The sequence below is a fragment of the Paraburkholderia fungorum genome (assembly GCF_902833645.1).
GTDB classification, from domain to species: Bacteria; Pseudomonadota; Gammaproteobacteria; order Burkholderiales; family Burkholderiaceae; genus Paraburkholderia; species Paraburkholderia fungorum.
On sequence record NZ_CADFGE010000008.1, the window covers coordinates 20,214 to 39,624 of the forward strand.

Genomic DNA, 19,411 nt, shown 5'->3' on the forward strand with positions numbered 1-19,411 from the left:
GACCGCGCAAACAGCCGGTTCAGTACCACCGCCCATAGCGACGGATGTAGACCGTTTTGACGACCTGAGTGAGCATCATGTAGCCCACCATCGTGGCGATGAACCAGCCCCAATAGCTTGGAGCCAACGCCGTGAAGCCGAGCGTGTCAGCCAGTGGCGAGAACGGCAGCCAGCAGCCGACCGCGATCGCGGCGAAAGTCGACAGCAACACGGGCAGCGCTGCCGTGCTCTGCAGGAACGGAATCTTCTGCGTACGCAGCATGTGCACGACGAGCGTCTGGGACACGAGACCTTCAACGAACCAGCCCGAATTCATGATGATCTGGCCACCGTTGCCGCCGTGCAGGTGATACAACGCACCCGCGCCGAATACGCTCCACATCAGGAAGTAAGTCGTAATATCGAACACCGAGGACGTCGGCCCGAGCCAGACCATGAAGCGCCCAATGTTGCCCGCTTCCCACTTGCGCGGCTTCTTCAGAAACTCGGGGTCCATCTTGTCCCAGGGCAGGAACATCTGCGACAGGTCATAGATCAGGTTCTGGATCAGCAACTGCATCGCAAGCATCGGCTCCCACGGCAGGAACGCGCTCGCCACCAGCACCGAGAACACGTTGCCGAAGTTCGAACTCGCCGTCATGTTCAGATACTTGAGGATGTTGCCGAACGTCTCACGGCCCTTGATCACGCCCTCCTCCAGCACCATCAGGCTCTTCTCGAGGAGGATGATGTCGGCCGTTTCCTTGGCGATGTCCGCACCGCTATCGACCGAAATCCCCACGTCGGCGTCGCGCAGCGCCGGCGCGTCATTGATACCGTCGCCGAGGAAACCGACCGTGTGCCCGTTCGCCTGCAGCGCCTTCACAACGCGGGCCTTCTGCAGCGGCGCGAGCTTCGCGAACACGGTCGTCCGTTCGACTACTTCGCTAAGCCGGTCATCGTCCATCTGTTCGATGTCGCGTCCGAGCAGCGGTGTGCCGGGCTCAAGGCCGACGTCCCGGCAAACCTTCGATGCGACGATCGGGTTGTCTCCCGTCAGCACCTTCACGGCGACGCCGTTGTCGTGCAATGCGCGAATCGCAGGCGCCGCGGAATCCTTCGGCGGATCGAGGAACGTCAGAAACCCGCGCACCACGAGTCCGGCCTCATCCACGGTCCTGTATTGCAGTTTTGCCTCGGCCTGAGGGATCTCGCGGGTGGCGACAACCAGTACCCGGTAGCCATCCTCGTTGTACTCCTGCGAGCGGGCAATCAGGTCCTGACGCTCCTTCGCACCCAGTTCGCGGATCGCGTCGCCGTCCTGAATGTGCGTGGAAACCACCAGCATTTCCTCGACCGCCCCCTTCGACACCATCAGTTGATCGCCGCCGGCACGCGCGACGATCACCGACAAACGCCGTCGGACGAAATCGAAGGGGAGTTCATCGACCTTCGTGTAATGCGTCGGTTTCACGGCCATTCCCGCCTGGTTCGCGTGGTTGACGACCGCAATGTCGATCAGATTCTTTTGCCCGCTCTGGTGGAAGCTGTTGAGCCAGGCGAGTCCCAGGATGTGCGGGTCTTTATCGCCATGAATATCGAGGTGATGCTCGAGGATGATCTTGTCCTGCGTGAGCGTCCCGGTCTTGTCGGTACACAGCACGTCCATTGCGCCGAAGTTCTGCACCGAATTCAGGCGCTTGACCACCACCTTGCGGCGCGCCATTGCAACGGCCCCTTTCGCAAGATTCGCCGATACGATCATGGGCAGCATCTCGGGCGTCAACCCCACCGCGACAGCAAGCGCGAATGTCAGCGCGGACAGCCAGTCGCCCTTCGTCAGCCCGTTGATCATGAATACGATCGGCACCATGACCAGCATGAAACGTATCAATAACCATGACACGCTGCTCACGCCGCGGTCGAAACTGGTTTCAACCCGCTTGTGGCTAGTGACGTTCTGCGCGAGTGCGCCAAAGTACGTGTCGGCTCCGGTGGCGACCACAACCGCGGTCGCCGTACCGCTTACGACATTCGTGCCCATGAAGCAGATATTGGCCAACTCGAGCGGATCGCCCTGACCGGTCGAACCGGCATCCGCGGATTTCTCCATCACGGCGCCAAGCGTGTCGTATTTCTCGACTGGCAGTGCTTCGCCGGTGAGTGCCGCCTGACTGATAAACAGGTCGCGCGAGTGGATCAGCCGGATATCGGCAGGGATCATGTCACCCGCCTGCAGACTGACGATATCGCCGACAACCAGACTGGACATTGCGATTTCGCGCTTTGCCGGCGGCGCCGATTTGGATGCGCGACGCACAACGGTGGCAGTCGTGCGCACCATCGATTTCAGTCGCTCAGCGGCCTTGCTTGAGCGGTACTCCTGAAAAAATCGCAGCAGGCTGCTAACCGTCACCATGGTGAGCAGGATGCTGATGCCGGTCCAGTCGCGATCGTCCGGGGCGGCAAAGTAAACATCGGTCAGGTAACTGATTGCCGCGAGCACAAGCAGCACGATCACGAACGGATTCTTGAAGGCCAGCAGCAATTGCACGACGACGTGAGGCGGCTTGTCATGTGCCACTTCGTTCGGGCCATTCTGATGCAGACGCTCCTCGGCGTCGGCCTCGACAAGGCCATCCAGCGAGCTTTGCGTATGCAGCAGCGTGGTGTTGATACTGTTGTTGGCCTCGCTGACGATGCGCGCAGCGTGCTTGCGCTCGTTGGAGGTGGACGTGGTAATGAAGCCCCTCTGCTTACGCGGGGACGGATGAGAACGGTAAGAATGCTTGGACATAGTTTTCCCCGTGGCGGGCGGCCACTGGCCGCCGCGACACTTCTTTTTTCAAGGTGATTTTCTATGGTTGCGCGACCTGACTCCGGAATACGACGGAGCAGGCACGGGCATGTGCCGGATCGCTATCCGGCACGCAGCGACGTCAGTGCGCGCGGCTCCACAACCCCGTCCACCAACGGGCAATGGCCGTGGGCGTTTTATGTTCGTGGATACGCAGCGTCAGCAGCGAGTCGTAGTGAGCACGAGCCTCACGAATGTGAGGCAACTCGGGTACGAGAAGAGCGAAATGCATAATGTTCCTCCGTCCGGGCTGCGGCCCGGAGGTTGTTCGCGTGCGCCGGCTGGAAGGCCGGCACCACGACGCCAAAGCTCAACGAGAGAAAGGCGAGGAACGGTGTGGACTTCCTTCAGGCGGAAAGAGAGTTTGAATCGCGTAAGGGACAAGAGTCACTGTCGGGCATGATTTCTCCTTTCTCGCGCTTTGTCTGCACGAGCATGTCTTTTCAACCACGCGCTGCATGAATTGCGCAGGCGTGAGCGATCACCGTCGCGAGTCAGGCTCACGACGTCCTTCAAGCGGACGAGCGAAATCACGCGCGTCGACGCGGTACTAAAACGGTGCGGGGGAGGTATTGCGAAACTACGGCGAAACTACGACGCGCACCGTCCTGCCTGCTGGCGGGACGGCGGCTAGAAGAGGCGGGCGTCCTGCCGGTCAGGCAGACAAACTGTTCGAAGATCGACTACTGCTACTGTCCAAGGCATCGGCCCCTTAGTGAGAACGGACGAATAGTAATTGCCGTGAAAGTCGCTGTCAACCCGCAAAACATCCTTTTGGAATGGCCGTTAGTCGAAAAGAATCGGAGTCGGAAAAGTGAGGATTCGGACGGTCTTCTGGCTGATTGGCGCGACCGTTAGCAAAGTGCCTAACGCGTACCGTCAACCCGTCATGTCGAACTATGGATATGAATCTCAAACCGGCATATCATTCGGCATCCTTATCTTGAGGCTCATCTGAATCGACGCCCACTCCAGCATCGCAGCCTCAGTGCCCCGCGCCGGTCACCAGTTGCAACGGCGTTTCAATGACTTGCGACAAGTCACTTTCCTTTCGCTGTTCGGTCACTGCCTTCAACGCCACGTCGACACCGAATACAGCTTGCCGATCGGCAAACTGATTCATGGTCGCGAGCACGCGGCCGTCGGCGAGCAAGGGTTTAATCGCATCGCTGTCGTTATACCCGGTGACATAAACACCACCGGTTCTCCCCGCGTCGCGAACAGCATCTACCGCACCCATGGCCATATTGTCGTTACCGCACATCAATGCACGGATCTGCGGATAGTCTCCCAACATCTTCGACGCGACGTCCCGCCCCTTCGCGTAATCCCAGTCGCCGGACTGTATGGCGACGATCTTCATGCCGGCCTCGGTCATTGCGTCCTTGCCGCCGGCCGTGCGTTGCTGCGCATTGCGATCGGCGGAGCTCCCTTCGATGATCCCGACCTGATCGCCCGCCTTGAGTCGCTGCGCAAGATAATCGCCCACCTGCTTCGCGCCCTTGTGGTTGTTCGGGCCGACAAAGGGCACGGAGATGTGAGCGGCATCCTGCAACGCGTCGTCAAGCGGGTTGTCGATGGTAATTATGATGATGCCCGCCTTGACGCCCCGCGCTACGACCGCTGTCAACGCCTTCGAGTCAGTCGGCGCGATGACGATCGCATTCATCCTCGCTTTGATCAGTTCGTCGACCATTCGTATCTGTACAGCCGTACCGTCCTCCGTTGCCGTTCCCCGAATGGTCAAAGCGAACTGCGACGCATAGTGCTTCTGATAATTCTGCGCAGCGTTCAGCATCGCGACCGTGAACGGATCGGACATCGACTTCAAGACGAGGGCAATCTTCAGCTTGCCGCCCTGCATTGCATCGACACGAACCGTACCTGTCAGGCCTGCCGCGGCCAGCGTGGCGGCAACCAGCAAGCGGCGGCGCATCCTCTGTGTCATTGAGTTTCTCTCCTTGGACACACACGGACGGCTGTTTGCATCGCGTCCGCCCCTAAAACGGATCAAACTGCCGCCAACGCTGCTGTGTCCCGATCGCCCGCGCCCGATAGCGGCCGCAGAACGGCAGCGATATCGTCGAACAACGGCCGGCTGCCAATGTCCTCGCTCAGGCAATGCGCTTTTAACGCTACCAGCTTCGCCGCGATATCCACGTTCGCATCCAGTCCGTCACATCGCTCGATCAATTCCTCGAGCAGACAACCATACGCCCTGACTTCGAGACGTTGCAATGCATCACTGAAGTCCCCGTTATCGGCGATGTGGAAAGACGCCGCGCCAAAATCGCCCAGCAATACGCTACCCTGCTCACTGCCAGCGCCGTACAGAATATTGTGCGCGTACAGATCGCCATGCATCACCCCTTGACGATGCAGATGACACGCCGCTGACGCGATACCGTACGCAATACGTAATACTGAGGCCAACCCGAAGCGCATGCCTTCACGATAGACGTCGCGCGTGCATGACTCGAGGCTGGGTGGGCCCGCAAGATTGGCGAACTGCGGATCGATCAGCTCCATCACCAGGCCATGTGCGCCGGCTGGATGGTCCTTCACCTTACCCACCACCGGAATCAGGTTCGGATGATCGCCGGCACGAATGCAGGCCGCCATCTCGCAGTCGGGCAATCCGTCGCTCGTTACCGCACCCTTGAACAATTTGACGGCCACCGGCCTGCTCGCCTCGTCATGACGGGCGGAAAGCGCCGCGCGATAAATGACACCGGACGCACCCTCGCCTAACTGCGCTTCAAGTTCCAACGCATTCCATTGAATAGCCGCGATCGGGGTGTCGATCAGGACTGACGCGGCCAGCGCTTCACTGAATGGATTGCCGGCGTACGCCAGCCACGCAAGCCGCGGCAGGCACAACAACCACGCGGGCAGTTCGTCCAGTTGATTCGCCGCGAGACGCAGCAGTTCGAGCCGCGAGCAGGCTGCCATTTCCTCGGGCAATGCGCGCAGCCGGTTACCGGCAAGCATCAACTTCTGCAGTTGCGAGCAGGCGCCGATTTCAGGCGGCAGGACTTCGACCTCGTTGTCGGTGAGGATCAGCCAACGCAACAACGGTGGCAGCGATTTACCCGAAACCTCGCGAATACGATTGGCCTTGAAACCGACCATGCTCAGTTGTGAACACTGCCCCAGCACTTCCGGCAATTCAGTGAACCGGTTGTCAGAGGCAAAAATGATGCGCAGCTTTCGCAGCCTTGGCAAATCATCCGGCAGCGTTGAAAGTGCATTACCCGACAGATCGAGAATTTCCAGCGTGTCGGCCAGATCGAAAATCTCACGTGGAAATTCGCTCAGGCCGTCCGCCAGAGTGAGTCGGCGGGTACCCGCCAGTTGTCCGGCGCGCAGTTGTTCGAGGGTCGTGGTCACAGTCGTAGAGAAAATATCCGCTCGCCGGTAAGCGATGCGTCGAAGGTATCAATTCTACTGAGTCCCGGGCCGCGTGCGGAATTGGATAGCAAGATCCGGCGTGACCTCGGCGCGAACAGCGTTTAAGCTGTCAGATACCGGAGGGTCAAGGCGCCGCGAGTTTGCAGCCGCTCGCGTCAAGCCATCCCGGCCCCCAGCCAGCCCCAGGAGCAAGCAAAGTGACATACGCGTACAAGTTAATGCATTCGCCCGTCGGCGAGTTGAAGCTCGTTGCTAACGGCAACCGGCTCGCCGCCATTCTCTGGGAGAACGACAAGCCGAACCGGGTGCGCCTGCCGGAATCGATCGAAGCGGCTGACCGCCCGATCCTGCTCGAAACCGAGCGTCAACTAAACGAATATTTCGCGGGAACGAGAGACCGGTTCGACCTCGAGTTCGACTTCCAGGGAACGGAGTTCCAGAAGAAGGTTTGGGCGGCGCTCCTGACGATCCCGTTCGGCGAAACACGCAGTTATTCGGACATCGCTACGCAAATCGGAAACATCAACGCGGTGCGGGCCGTGGGCGCGGCGAACGGCAGAAACCCGATCTCGATCGTGGCGCCATGTCATCGCGTGATCGGTGCGTCCGGCGATCTGACCGGCTTTGCCGGCGGCCTCGCCAACAAGATGTTTCTTCTGTCGCTTGAAGCCGGGCAAACTTCGCTGGAAGCAGCGGCGGAATCGGCTACGGCTTCAACCACCGCAACGGCAACGGCAATGGCTAGTTGGGAAGCTCCGACGAAAACGGCGCGCCCGGCGCCCGCTCGTGGGACACAGAGCTCGCTGTTTGGTAACTGAGGGGTAACTGAGGGGTAACTGAGCGGTAACGGAGTGGCACGATTCTGAGTGCCTGCGTGCGGGATTCCTTTTTCATGTTGAGGCGGGTCTTGTCGTCGATCATCGCGCGAAGTGCCTGGAACAACGCCGTTGCGTCCGGGCCTCCGGCGAGGCGGCGTGGCAGCGGCTTTCGTGAATCGGCACGTGCGGCGAATGATTGACGCCACTGCCGGACTCCAACGGCGCAGGCGCGAGCACGCTGCGTCAACCGCAATCGTCGAGCAAAAGTTCTTGCGCCACGATCTCAGGTGTTGCATAGCGCCACAGCGAACGCCCCAGCAGAGCGCTTAGAGGCATGCTGAATTCAGCGGCACGCGCCGACGAGCACGCCAGCAGACGATTCGATCCATTGCTTCTGCCCGCGCCTAAGCATTTCCTAAGCTGGCCCCGCTAAGATCCGGGACGCGATCCATCACATGCCCCTCAAAAACCTCCCTGCATGAACCCACTCGAAGCCTTCAATCAGGCGCTCTTTCTGATGATCAATGCAACGCCGTCGACGCCAGCCTGGCAAATCGACATGGCGCGCATGATTGCTGAGTACGTCATTTATCTCGTTCCGCTGTCGCTGACCGCGATATGGTTCTTTGGCGACGAGCGTCAGCGCGAAGTCGCGGTGCGCGCGTTTTGCGTAACCCTGCTCGCCCTCGGGCTCAATCAGATTGTCGGTCTGGTTTGGCCGCATCCCCGGCCTTTCGTGATCGGACTCGGTCATACGTTTCTGGAACACGCGCCCGACCCATCGTTCCCAAGCGACCATGGGACGATCGTCTCGTGCATCGCACCGAGCTTGTTGCTGGGCGGCATGAGACGGTGCGGCATGCTGATCCTGCTGTCCGGTCTCGCGGTGGCGTGGGCACGCATCTTTGTCGGCGTGCATTTCCCGCTCGACATGGTTGGCGCAGTAGGCATGGCATGCGTGGCCTACCTGCTGACCGCCCCGCTGTGGCGGCTGGCCGGCGCCACGGTGATGCGCGGCCTTGTTACCGTGTACCGCAAATTACTGGCGTGGCCGATCGGGCGGGGCTGGTTATCCTCGTAGGCCAGTGTGGGCGCGCGGGCCTGCGCTTCGGATCTTCGAGCGCCGCTGAGGCGCAACCATCGGTTGCACCGCCCGCCAAGGCCTGATTGGTGGGCGGTGCTTTGGCAACGGCCAAACCCTGCTTGATGGGCGCGTGAAGATCATTGCGCCCGGCATGCAGTGCAGGCTCGCGCTCGCCGGTTACTTCCAGAGCGTACGGCCGAAAAACGTCAGGGTGCGGTCCCAGGCCCGCTGCGCCCAGACCGGATCGAATTGGGTCCGGGAGATACGGCCCGGCCCGACTGCCGTCTCGTTAGCAAACGAGTGATACGCGAGATAGCGATGAAACTCAAAGTCGACATTGGCTGCGATGAGCTTCGCCTCCAAAGCATCGACCGTCTCTGCCGGGAAGAACTCGTCCTGGGTCGCCCAATGGCCAAGAACAGGAACCTTGATTTTCGACGCGTCGATGTATTCGAGCGGCGGAAAGCCGTACCACACCACGCCGGCCGCCACCTCCGGGATATTGCATAGCGAGAGCCAGGTGAGCGCGCCACCCATGCAATAGCCGGTCACACCGACGCTCGCCGCATGCTGCTTCAGGTACTGAACGGCGCCCCGCACGTCCTGAGTAGCGGCGTCGCCGAAATCAAGCCCGCTCATCAGATGGTGCGCCTCTTCCTCCTCCACCGTCGATTTGCCGCGGTAAAGATCGGGCACCAGCGCCAGATAGCCGGCTTGCGCGAGACGGTCGGCCACCCCGCGGATCTGGTCGTTCAACCCCCACCACTCCTGAATCACAACGATGGCAGGCGCGCCTTCTGCTTTATGCGGCCTCGCCAGATAGCCCTGGACTTCCTTGCCGTCCGGACGGTGAAACGTGATCATCGATCCTGTGCTCTGTGTCATCGGTCATTCCTCGAAGTAGGCGGAGCCGTTAGCATAGCGCCAATGCGAGGAACCCTGCCGAATTCAGGCTTTACTTAAAAGCGGTCAATATGCCGTGCAGTGTTTTCACGAGCGTGCTTATGCGCCTTTCCGCGCGCTTCCTGGGCCGCCTATTCATAAAATATTGTTACTAACCAGTCAGTACAGTACGGCGGGATTCGCCCCTGCAGTGTAATAACGCCCAATTGACTCACTACGCGATCGCAACGCGCGCTATTAGGAAGAGACAGCATTCAACCAAGGAAATCCCTACGCCAACGTCAGGGTTTCCTGACGTTGAATTCGGTGACGCCCGATCAGCAAAATTTTTTGACGCCTTTATGCTCAACCGAGGCTTTTAGTTTATGATCACTCCCCAGCGAAGTCGGCTATCTAAAAAGACAAGCTTGTTCTGCAACGATCCGGCGCGAAATTGTTAAATTTAAGCATGCGGCAAAAATTTCCACCACCCGCACTGAATTCGTAAAATTGACTGATTACCGTCTCTCAGGTTCTGGCATGCAATCCTCGGACGCCAGAGTCTTTTCAGCCGACACAATGTGTCGGCTTTTTTTTGCGGGTTAGCCGCAGAAATAAACTTCGATCCGGCGATTTTCGAAGGCATTAATTAAACAGAAAAATTAAATCTCCCGCAAACCTTTGCGAGATTAAATTATTTTCAAGGAAGTCCGGCCATATTGGCTCGATAGCGAACACTATCTCGATCGACAAACCCAAACGCGCAATTAAGAGATAAAGAGGGATTAGCATTCCCGCGAAAGACGTAGCGCATCTATTTGTATGACAAATAACTGGAAAACCGAACGCAACAGCTATAACCGCTGGTGCGGTACTCAGGAATGAGGCAGGAACCCGGATACTCCGGTCAACCCCGTTTCCAGCATCTGCCGATTATTCGTATATCCAACGCACACATAGCCTTCCATATCGAGCGCACTGCCCGAGGGTGAACATCACGCCGGCTTGTTCGATCAGCGTAGCGCAAAACTCCACCGACGAGATCGGCAGATCGTACTTCAGCAGCGCGGTCGTTCCCAACTTCGGCTTGATATATGACATAGCCGGCTCGCTTACCGGAACCGCTCGGGACGAAACGGATAGGGATCGGCGCAAGGCGTCGCGCCCGTCATCATTTCCGCCAGCAAACGGCCCGTCACGGGACCGATCGTCAATCCGTGGTGGTTGTGGCCAAACGCGAACCAGAGTCCTCGATGGCGAGGCGCTCGCCCTATGACGGGCCGCATGTCTGGCGTGCAGGGACGCAAGCCGATCCATGGCGCGTCGTCCAGCCGGCGCCCCAAACCGAAAACCGGCCGGGCGACGCTTTCTGCGCGCGCAAGTTGAATACCCGTTGGCGGTGCATCCCGGCGGGCGATTTCAACACCCGTCGTCAAACGCAAGCGGCCTTCCATTGGCGCCACCACGTACCCTCGCTCCGTATCCACAAGCGGCACCGAGAGCAGTGGTTTCGTGGCCTCGTAGTGCATGTGATAGCCGCGCTTCGCGCGCAGCGGTATGCGATATCCGAGCGGCTCAAAAACTTTATCGGACCACGGGCCGAGTGCCACGACCACCTCGTTGGCACTGATCCTGCCTTGGGACGTCTGCACAGTCCACGCATCGGCCTCCTGACGCACCGTACTTGCCTCTCCGGTCAGCAACGTTCCGCCGCCGTCCTCGAACAACCGTGCATATCCCTTCGTCAACGCGCCTGGGTTGGAAATACTCTTCGGGTCCTGCCAATGCAGGGCGCCACAGAAACCGCTGCCCAACCCAGGCTCGCGCGCCAGCAGTCGCGCGGCATCGAGCGTCACCACGCGCAACCCATATTGACTCGCGATGACCTCGGCGGCTGATGCCTGCCGTTCATATTCGGAGCGCGTGCGAAATGCCTCGATCCAGCCGCCGTCATGCGCGAGTCTCTGAAGACCGGCACGCTCGATCAGCACATCGTGTTCGTCGACGCTTTGGCGGATCAACGGCAGCATGTCGCGTGCGGCCGCTTCCAAGCGCTCCGGCGACGACTCCCACCAGAATCGCGCGAGCCACGCGGCAAAAGTCGGCACAGCCTTATAGTCCCAGTACAGGTCGATCGAACGATTGCGCATGTAGCGCAGCAGTGTTCCGAAATCGCGCGGAAACGCGTAAGGGACCACCGACGAGCGTTCGATCAAACCTGCATTGCCAAAACTGGTCTCTTCACCAGGGCCACGCCGATCGACGAGCGCCACGCGGCGGCCACGATCCTGCAGATGCAGCGCCGACGACACGCCGACGATCCCGGCGCCCAACACGATTACATCGAAATCCATAAGTTACTTCGCGATGATGTCGCGCTTGAAATACTTCTGCGAAAGATTGCTGAGCGTGCCGTCCTTCTTCAAGGCGTCGAGCGCGGCATCGATCTTTCCGGCCAGCGCCTTGTCGCCCTTACGCAAGCCAAAACCGGTGCCTTCGCCAAGCGTTGCCGGATCGCTGAGTGGCTGGCCGACAATCGCATAGTCCTTGCCTGAGGGCTTGTTCAGAAAACCGTCTTCAACCGTCTGCGCTTCCTGGACGGCCGCATCCAGTCGTCCTGCAACGAGGTCGGCATACACCTGATCCTGGTCCTGATAGGAGACGACCGATACGCCGGCATTCGCCCAGTGGCGCTTGAGGAAATCCTCCTGCGACGATCCCTGCAGCACACCGACGCGCTTGCCCTGCAGGCTCTTCACGTCGGGCAGCAGGGACGAACCGCGCCGGGCCACCATCACGATCGGCACCACGTAGATAGGCGGCGTGAAATCGATGGACTGCTTGCGCTTGTCCGTGATGTTCATGGCGGAATTGATCACATCGAATTTGCGCGCCTGCAACGCGGGAATCAAGCCGTCGAACGAATTCTCCACCCACTCGCATTTCACCCCCATCTTTGCACACACCGCATTGCCGACATCAACGTCGAATCCTTGCAATTGCCCCGTCGGCGACTTGCTCTCGAACGGCGGATACGCTGCCTCGATGCCGAAACGCAAGGCGCTTTGAGTTTCCGCGCTGACAGTGCCGGCCGAACCGATTAACGCAGCCGCGACGAAAAATGACAGTGAAAGCTTCAGAGACATGATGGATCCCAAAGTGGTTGGAAGGTCGCGAATTCAGGGCGAGAACGGTCGCTGACAAGGCGCCGTCTGGAAGCCACATGAGAAACAAAGGAGACAGGCTTCTCACACTCGCTCTGGAACAACAGTCTATTCTGGACATTGGTAATTGCAAGCAATTTTCAAAAATAAAAGTCCAGACTGGACTTTTTGACTTTAGAATCGTGCTGACGCCGCACGCCGGCAACGATCTGGAGAGCAAGCCCATGAGCAGCACAGACAAAGTATTCCCGCTGATCGTCCAGCAGGACGCGGTGCGTAAAGCCCTGCCTCATCTCGATGTGCGCGGTGCGTTGACACGCATGTTTCTCGCGCTTGCGAACAATGCCGCGGTGCAGCCGGCGCAGACCTTCACGCCTTTTCCGCAAAGGGCCGGCGACTTCATCACCTACCTCGGGGTGCTGGCGGAAGCCAAGGTGTTCGGTGCCAAGTTGTCGCCGTACATCGTGACTGAGTCGAAACCGGTCATCACCGCATGGACCGCGCTGATGTCGATGGAAACGGGGCAGCCTTTGATGTGGTGCGATGCGGGATTGCTGACCGTCGAGCGCACCGCCGGTGCGACCGCACTCGCGGTGGATCACCTTGCGGCGCCGAACGCGCGCCGGCTCGCCATTGTCGGGGCGGGCGCGGTGGGACAAGCTCATGTGCGCCATCTCGCGGCGCTACGGCCATGGGATCTGATCAGCGTATTTTCTCCCGAGCTTGCCGGGAACGAAGCAAAACGCGCGGCGATCGGAGCCCTTGATGAGCGCGTGCTGGTTTGCACCCGACTTGAAGATTGCCTGCGCGATGCGGACGTGGTTGCATTGTGCACGTCCTCAGGCACACCGGTACTTTCGGAAGACAGGCTGACAAAGCCGGCGCTCATTACGTCGATCAGTACGAACGTCGCGAACGCTCACGAAATTTCACCGGCATGGCTGCCGGGCATGGAAGTCTATTGCGACTACCGGCCAACCACGCCAGGCAGTGCAGGGGAAATGAAGCTGGCAGCGCAGTTGCATGACTGGTCGCCGGATCGCGTGCTTGGCGATCTGCCGGAGTTGGTGTCCGGCATGGCCAGAAAACCCTCCGGGCAACAGCACGTCGTTTTCCGCTCAATCGGACTCGGGCTTGAAGACGTGGCGATCGCCAACGAATTGTTCAGACACATCGTTGCGCAGCACAGCTACATGGCAAAATAACGCGCGTCGCACCGATTCTCCGCACCGCGACGCAACACGTTGCAAACTTTCCGATCTCTGGAATTGCCCCCCATCCCTATGCGAAAGACTAAGACAACGGCCGCACGCAAGCTTCTTCTGGATCGATACGGCCGTGTCGCCGATGGTATCGCGCTGCTCTTTTTCCCCTACGTCGAAGTCGTCATCCATGACCTGCAAAGTCAGACCGTCGCATACATAGCCAACAACCTGTCCAAGCGTGAGCTGGGCGACGAATCGGCACTGGAAGAAATCGACCACTCGGTGGAGTCAGGCACGGTCGGCCCCTACGAGAAGATCAATTGGGACGGCCGGCGGATGCGCTGCGTCAGCACGGTGCTGTTTGACGATGCCGGGGTTGCCGTTGGTGTGATGTGCGTGAACTACAACATTGCGGTCTTCGAGGACATGAAACATGTCATCGACCGGGTGATTTCCGGTGCGGGTGTGGTCAAGCAACCCGAAGAACTGTTCAAGGACGACTGGCAGGAACGTATCAACACGTTTCTTCACGCCTGGCTTCAGGAGCGTCAGTTGGCATTGAACTCACTGACCCGCGACCATCGTCGCGAACTGGTCGAAGCGCTGTGGGCCGAAGGTGCGTTCAAAGGGAAAAGTGCCGCGAACTACGTCGCAAACGTGCTGGGAATGGGACGCGCAACCGTCTATCAACACATCAGAGATCTGCGCGACGCGGCAGCCTGAATTGATCGGCGCGCCGCGGCGTTACCCGCGGCGCGCCGGTACTGCGTGGCGTTACTGGCCCGTATAACCGAGCGGAACAGTCGCGTTGGCCTTGGCAACCGTCGCGTTGTTCGACACGATGTACTGCGGCACTTCCGTGAGGGTCAGCGTGACCTGCCCGTTCGTATAGGCAAGCGTGCTGGTGTTGCCATAGCCGTCGATCTTCGTCACATTGCCCGACGTACCCGGGCTGTCGACCTGCAGGGTGTAGCTCGTCGAGTAGGTCTGGCTGTAGAGACCGCCGCTCGTGGGCCACTGCGCATTGCTATGCGCCCATGCAGCCGTCACCACCTTGCCGTTACCGAGTTGCTGGAACGCATACGCAAAGGTTCCCGACGGCGTACCCGTGATCCGGCCCAATGTATTCGTGCCGTCCAGCACACGCGTCATCGTGGCGAAGGCCATCGCCTCGGGTTTCGGCGACAGGTTCGACGCACCGTATGCGCCTTGAGCGTCATTCAGGTCGAAGAACGTGCCGTATCCCACTTCGCCGGGATAGTCGGCGCCGTAGAAAAGCGTCGTCAACTGCGCGCCGCCACCCAGCACAATAATGTGCGAGCGCACGCCAACCGCGGCCTGGGCAAACAACTGGTTCTGTGACGGCACCGTGGGACCATAGTTAAGACCCGGATCGTAGCTCGTGCCCTGTTCGGTAACGAAGAGCTTCATGTTCGGCTTACCGGCCTGCATCACCGAACGCAATTGCGCAATCTGGTTATCGAGCGCGTTCGCCTGGTTTGCCGTGCTCGGATCGGAGTCCTGCAATTCCGGCGGATGAGCCGGATAGGTGCCCGCATTCCAGTAGCCATGCGTCGAGACCGCATCAATGTAATTCCACAGACCCAGCGCACCAAACGTTTGCAGATAGCCGGTCGTGCAGGTGCTGCAATTCGCCGGGAACGGGTTGGTGGGGCCCATCACGACGGCATTCGGATCGGTCGAATGAATGCCCTGGTACGCAGCCTTGTACATGGCAACGAAGTTCGCGTTGCTATCCGCCCAGCCGAGGCTCGGCTCCCACGTCACCTGATAATAGTTGCTCTGCTGGTTCGGGTAGTTTGCGGCGCGAATCAGGCTGGTATCGGTGCCGACCTTGGCCATGAAGCTCTGGAACTCCGGCATGTTCGACGGTGCATAGTAGCTGTCGTTATATTGACCCGTCTTCGAATCCCAGGCCGGCAGTCCATCAAGACGCACGATGCGCATCTGATCGGGATTTGCCTTGTAGAACGGATCGAGATCGTTCACGCTCGGCGTGTAGGTGTTGGGGCCATTGGGTTCCATTGACGATACCTCGCGGTCGTCGATGGTCCACGAGACGCCCATGTCATGCAGTGCGGCGATGTTCCCATTGAAGCCCTGCATACCGAAGCGGTGCTGATCCTGATGTGCGTATGTGACGGTGCCCAGCACCGGCGTCAGATTCGGCAGCACGCCGAAGGTTGCGATGCCCACCGGACGCGTGCCGCTGTTGGGCAAAGTACCGCCGTTCGAGCGCAGCGTCGCGGTCAGCGCGCCATAGCCGGACCACGTCGATGTACACGGAATCGAGTTGGTTTGCACACCGGCGCTCACCGCGAAACTGCCCTGCGTCTTGATCGCGCCATTCGAATCCGCCACGGACCAGACGACGGTATCCGCGCTCGGCGCGTTCGTCGTAATCGTGAGCTTGAACGGTGCGTTGTTCTGGAAAATGCGCAGGCCGTCGGTGGTGGGGGTGTCGGCGCTGATCACTCCGTTGGCGGTTCCGCCTGCGGTGTGCGTGGGCGTGCCGCATGAGAGGGTTGAACTGCCAGGCGTCGGGGTTGGGGTTGGAGTCGGTGTCGGAGTTGGCGTTGGCGTTGGCGTTGGCGTTGGCGTCGGCGTTGGCGTCGGCGTTGGCGTCGGCGTCGGCGTCGGCGTCGGCGTAGCGCTGGCGGCAACCGCCCTCACCCAGCATGACTTGCCATAGCCGAATGCAGGATCTGTCTGCGAAACCGCGCCGACATAACACCCAACGCCGTTGCTAAAGGTAGCCGGCGCCGTCAGCATGGCCGACGGCGCGGTGGGCGGAACGGCACCGAACACCACCGAAGCCGTGCCGAGGAATTTGCAGGTGCCATTCTCTTGCGCGCACAACTTGTACTGGAGTCCCGCGACTGTGATGGTGCTCGTCGCGGCCTGCGCGTTTTCCGCGCCAAACCATGCCAGTACGGTCGCTGCCGCAACCCCTAGAAGTTTCAAATTTCTCGTCATTGTCAATGTGTATCGCTAAGAATCAGGTTATCCCCGAGGATTGAGCGAGATCGAACCAGGTCGTCCCACTTTGACGTTGTTCTGGGTACAGAGAGAGTTGAATCGGTGAACGCGATGACGCATTCATTGCTGATGAAGCTGACGCTTCCAATGTGTCGTTACCCGCTGGCAGACACCGCCTGACATTCGAGCGCCGCGCGGCGCCAGCCGGAAGCACGTCACGCGTCTCGATCTGCCGGTGGTCAGCAGATATTTATTACGTAATCCTTACCATCAACCAAAAAAGTCTGCGTGATGAAGTTCTTCAGTGATTTACGGCGAACCTGGCCACCTCGATTTCGGTCGAGGAAAATCCAGAACACGGCTAGTGCGCCCTAAACGAAACTAATTGGGTTTCGAGCCCAATTCCGTTAGCGCAACATCCATGAAAGTTGCTGACCGGTAGCGTTAGAGTCGCTTGACTCCTTCGCACCCGTTGGTTGAGTAACGCCGCTCAACGTCGCGCGAACGCCTGCCACGCAAGCTTTACTCGATCGACGTGAATTTCGGGCGTGTGCCCGGCATTAGTTACTGCCAGTTTTTGGCTGACGAATTATAAACGTTTCATTCATGTAACGTGACCGCGATGGCGCTCGATAAGTAGTAGTTCAAAGAATCTCGGGGGAAACGCCTCCGACAGTTTTCCAAAGCCGGGGGAATGGAAAATCTCTGCCTCATAGAGCTGCGGAAAACGCAAATCTTTGACTCTTACCGGAGAAAAATAAATAGCTCGCGTGTGAAATAGCATCGCACGTTTTATATTATTAATATAAATACGAGCGACGCTAAATGAATATCCGGTCAGAACCGCTCGGCGTGAAATCAACCAGGCGTTAACGGCGCACCGCGTCTTTCATCCGATCATAATCGCGGCAGAAAAACCGCTCAGGGTGTCCAGCGATAAACGATCACGCTGGAGCCGTTGTAGTTGTCTTTCGTGATCACGTACTCACCTGCCGACCTAAGGTAAGCCCTGAGGCCATACATCGAATCCACGTCGTTGCCCACGTCGACCGTCCCCACGCTCGAATTGATCAGCGTCGTATCGAGATTCCCCGTCGTAAGATTGAAAGCGTCGATGTTGGGCACTGTATGCACGTAACCGACGAACAGGTAGTTTCCCGCCGCCGTGATCGACTTGGGATTGGCGCTGGTGAGGTTGATCACCGGATTGGGCTTCGTGGTGTTGCCCGCGCTCCAGCCGTGATACACCTCGATTCTCGATTGCATCGCCGTCCAGTCCCAACTGCCGGCAATGCCTTGCGCGAGGATCATGGTGTCGCTCTCCGGCAGGTAGATGATGCGCGTCAATGGGCGGATACTCTGCGGAATGGAAATGGCGATTCCGGGTCCCCATATCGGCTTGCCTTCGCCATCGAAACCCGTCAACGGGTAGTGGTAGATGTGATTCGTCCTGTCCAGACCGGCCCACACGTCTCCCCTGCTGTCGATGCAAAATCCCCCCGTGACCGATAGTGTCGTGTTGAAAGCCGGACCCGGAATCGACGCGTCCGGGATCGCAATGTAGCCGCTCGCCGAATTGAAATGGAAGAAGTAGAAGATGCCGGGGTTCTGGCCGGACGCAACGAGGATCCGGTTTCCGCCCACGCTGACAAGCTGACCGAAGTGCTCGTCGCGCTGCGTATCGTTCATGTTGAGTCGCGGATCGGATGGATAGCTGAATGGGTCGACCGTATTCGCGACAAAGGTGCCGCCGGCGGTGCCGGTGTAAATGTTCGTGCCGCCATAGAAATAGGCACCATCGGTAAGCGGATCCGGCGCGGCGACCGCCTCGAAGTTGAGCGACTGAAGCTTCCATTGCAGATTGCCGTTACTGTCGTACGCGTGAATGTCGGTGCCGCCGTTGCGGCCGAGGTCCCAACCTCCGCCCCATGGGTTGTTGAGCACATACAGGTTGCCGGCTGCGTCTTTGCCGATGCCGACAACACGCGTGAAGCGCTTGTCGCCAACCTGGCCCCTGACGCCAGTAGTGGTGTCGAGATAGCCGCCCTGAATGCCGAACGTGCCGACCAGGGTCGGCGTACCCGAGACGGTATAACGCTTGATATTCATGTCGGGGCCCTGATCGCCAACCATCAGTTGTCCGGACGATGCGTCGAAGTACAGCGCGGAGGGTCGCGAGGCGACTGGCATCTGGATCGTGTTCAACAGCGCGCCGCCCGGGCTGAACTCAACGACCGTGGCCGCGCTTTGCTGCGCGACCCAGAGATTGCCCGCGCTATCCAAAGCGAGCGCACCGGGACCCGACACGCTAATGTCCTGCTGCCACACGCCATCGGTCGTATAGACGCGAACGCGATTACCCAAAAAATCGCTCGCATAAAGGAGCGAACCGGCTGTCGCGAGCCCGGTAATCACGTCGGCCCGCTTGACGGCATTCCAGGTGCTCACGGGAATGAGAAGATCGCGTTGCTGAGTCGCGCGGTTGTAGCGTCCTACCGCCCCGCTGCCGTACTTGGTGCTGTACTGCAAGGCGGCGAAGATGGACGTGGCATTCCCCGTGATGGCTCCGCCCTGAAACTCGCTGTTGATTCCAATCGAACCGATACTTTTGCCATTCTGGTAGATCGCAACGCCGCCCTCGTTTTCATCCCACATGGATGCGGTGTAGATCACGCCTTCCGGCGCGACCCACATTGAGCGCGCTGTGTTGCCCACGTGCGTAGCAAGCGTTCCGAATGTGTTCGCCAGCCAGTCGGTGGTGTACTGAGCCTGACACGCTGATGCAAACACGCTAATCGTCGCGATTGCTGCGATTGCCGCGCCGTGCAGCGTAGCGCGAATTCGTTTTCTAACCATGGGCGATGCTCTCCTGACAGGGGTCCCTCGATAACATCAATCACCGTATCATCGAGAAAAGCGTGAAAAATTCAGAAGGCATTTTTTTCGACCATTCGCCAGGCTCGCGAGTATCGCTGAAGTTGATGTCGGTGCCTATCGCACACTCACTGCGC

General features: G+C 59.2%; 14 protein-coding genes. 4 read left to right on the forward strand and 10 right to left on the reverse strand.

Annotated elements, in window-relative coordinates:
• Positions 1 to 19: 19 nt before the first annotated feature.
• From mgtA to HWX91_RS23415, 4 genes are all read right to left on the reverse strand, one after another.
• Positions 20 to 2,776 (reverse strand): magnesium-translocating P-type ATPase, encoded by a 2,757-nt coding sequence (gene mgtA / locus HWX91_RS23400; protein ID WP_081832954.1) that lies wholly within the window; start codon positions 2,774 to 2,776, stop codon positions 20 to 22.
• A 142-nt stretch (positions 2,777 to 2,918) separates the two neighbouring features.
• Positions 2,919 to 3,068 carry a hypothetical protein gene (locus HWX91_RS23405; RefSeq protein ID WP_167346805.1) on the reverse strand — a complete coding sequence of 50 codons (150 nt, stop codon included), beginning with the start codon at positions 3,066 to 3,068 and terminating at the stop codon, positions 2,919 to 2,921.
• Between the two features lie 753 nt (positions 3,069 to 3,821).
• Entirely contained in the window at positions 3,822 to 4,784 is a 963-nt protein-coding gene (locus tag HWX91_RS23410; RefSeq protein ID WP_028194965.1) for a substrate-binding domain-containing protein, read from the reverse strand.
• A gap of 62 nt (positions 4,785 to 4,846) precedes the next feature.
• The gene (locus HWX91_RS23415; RefSeq protein ID WP_028194966.1) at positions 4,847 to 6,226 is read right to left on the reverse strand and encodes a leucine-rich repeat-containing protein kinase family protein; all 1,380 of its coding nucleotides are present in this window, start codon (positions 6,224 to 6,226) and stop codon (positions 4,847 to 4,849) included.
• A 218-nt stretch (positions 6,227 to 6,444) separates the two neighbouring features.
• Between HWX91_RS23415 and HWX91_RS23420 the strand changes: the two genes are divergently transcribed.
• Together HWX91_RS23420 and HWX91_RS23425 are read left to right on the forward strand one after the other, a co-directional pair.
• On the forward strand, positions 6,445 to 7,065 hold the full coding sequence (locus HWX91_RS23420; RefSeq protein WP_028194967.1) for a methylated-DNA--[protein]-cysteine S-methyltransferase: 621 nt from the start codon (positions 6,445 to 6,447) through the stop codon (positions 7,063 to 7,065).
• 478 nt (positions 7,066 to 7,543) lie between these two features.
• Entirely contained in the window at positions 7,544 to 8,146 is a 603-nt protein-coding gene (locus HWX91_RS23425) for a phosphatase PAP2 family protein (RefSeq protein WP_028194968.1), read from the forward strand.
• Positions 8,147 to 8,326: 180 nt separating this feature from the next.
• Here the strand turns inward: HWX91_RS23425 and HWX91_RS23430 are convergent, their stop codons facing one another.
• From HWX91_RS23430 to HWX91_RS23445, 4 genes are all read right to left on the reverse strand, one after another.
• The gene (locus HWX91_RS23430; protein ID WP_028194969.1) at positions 8,327 to 9,034 is read right to left on the reverse strand and encodes a dienelactone hydrolase family protein; all 708 of its coding nucleotides are present in this window, start codon (positions 9,032 to 9,034) and stop codon (positions 8,327 to 8,329) included.
• 930 nt (positions 9,035 to 9,964) lie between these two features.
• Positions 9,965 to 10,132 carry a hypothetical protein gene (locus tag HWX91_RS23435; protein ID WP_235430043.1) on the reverse strand — a complete coding sequence of 56 codons (168 nt, stop codon included), beginning with the start codon at positions 10,130 to 10,132 and terminating at the stop codon, positions 9,965 to 9,967.
• Positions 10,133 to 10,143: 11 nt separating this feature from the next.
• Positions 10,144 to 11,385 carry an NAD(P)/FAD-dependent oxidoreductase gene (locus HWX91_RS23440; RefSeq protein ID WP_028194970.1) on the reverse strand — a complete coding sequence of 414 codons (1,242 nt, stop codon included), beginning with the start codon at positions 11,383 to 11,385 and terminating at the stop codon, positions 10,144 to 10,146.
• 3 nt (positions 11,386 to 11,388) lie between these two features.
• Positions 11,389 to 12,177 (reverse strand): ABC transporter substrate-binding protein, encoded by a 789-nt coding sequence (locus HWX91_RS23445; protein ID WP_028194971.1) that lies wholly within the window; start codon positions 12,175 to 12,177, stop codon positions 11,389 to 11,391.
• A gap of 242 nt (positions 12,178 to 12,419) precedes the next feature.
• On the opposite strand from HWX91_RS23445, the gene HWX91_RS23450 reads away from it, so the two are divergent.
• Together HWX91_RS23450 and HWX91_RS23455 are read left to right on the forward strand one after the other, a co-directional pair.
• Entirely contained in the window at positions 12,420 to 13,400 is a 981-nt protein-coding gene (locus HWX91_RS23450) for an ornithine cyclodeaminase family protein (protein WP_042274134.1), read from the forward strand.
• Positions 13,401 to 13,478: 78 nt separating this feature from the next.
• Positions 13,479 to 14,123, forward strand: coding sequence for a helix-turn-helix transcriptional regulator (locus HWX91_RS23455; protein WP_028194973.1), 645 nt, complete (start codon positions 13,479 to 13,481; stop codon positions 14,121 to 14,123).
• Between the two features lie 51 nt (positions 14,124 to 14,174).
• Here HWX91_RS23455 and HWX91_RS23460 read toward each other — a convergent pair whose 3' ends face one another.
• The gene (locus HWX91_RS23460) at positions 14,175 to 16,397 is read right to left on the reverse strand and encodes a hypothetical protein (RefSeq protein WP_176035678.1); all 2,223 of its coding nucleotides are present in this window, start codon (positions 16,395 to 16,397) and stop codon (positions 14,175 to 14,177) included.
• Between the two features lie 924 nt (positions 16,398 to 17,321).
• A complete protein-coding gene (locus tag HWX91_RS23465; protein WP_028194975.1) occupies positions 17,322 to 19,256 on the reverse strand; it encodes an SMP-30/gluconolactonase/LRE family protein in 1,935 nt (644 codons plus the stop codon).
• Between the last annotated feature and the right edge of the window lie 155 nt (positions 19,257 to 19,411).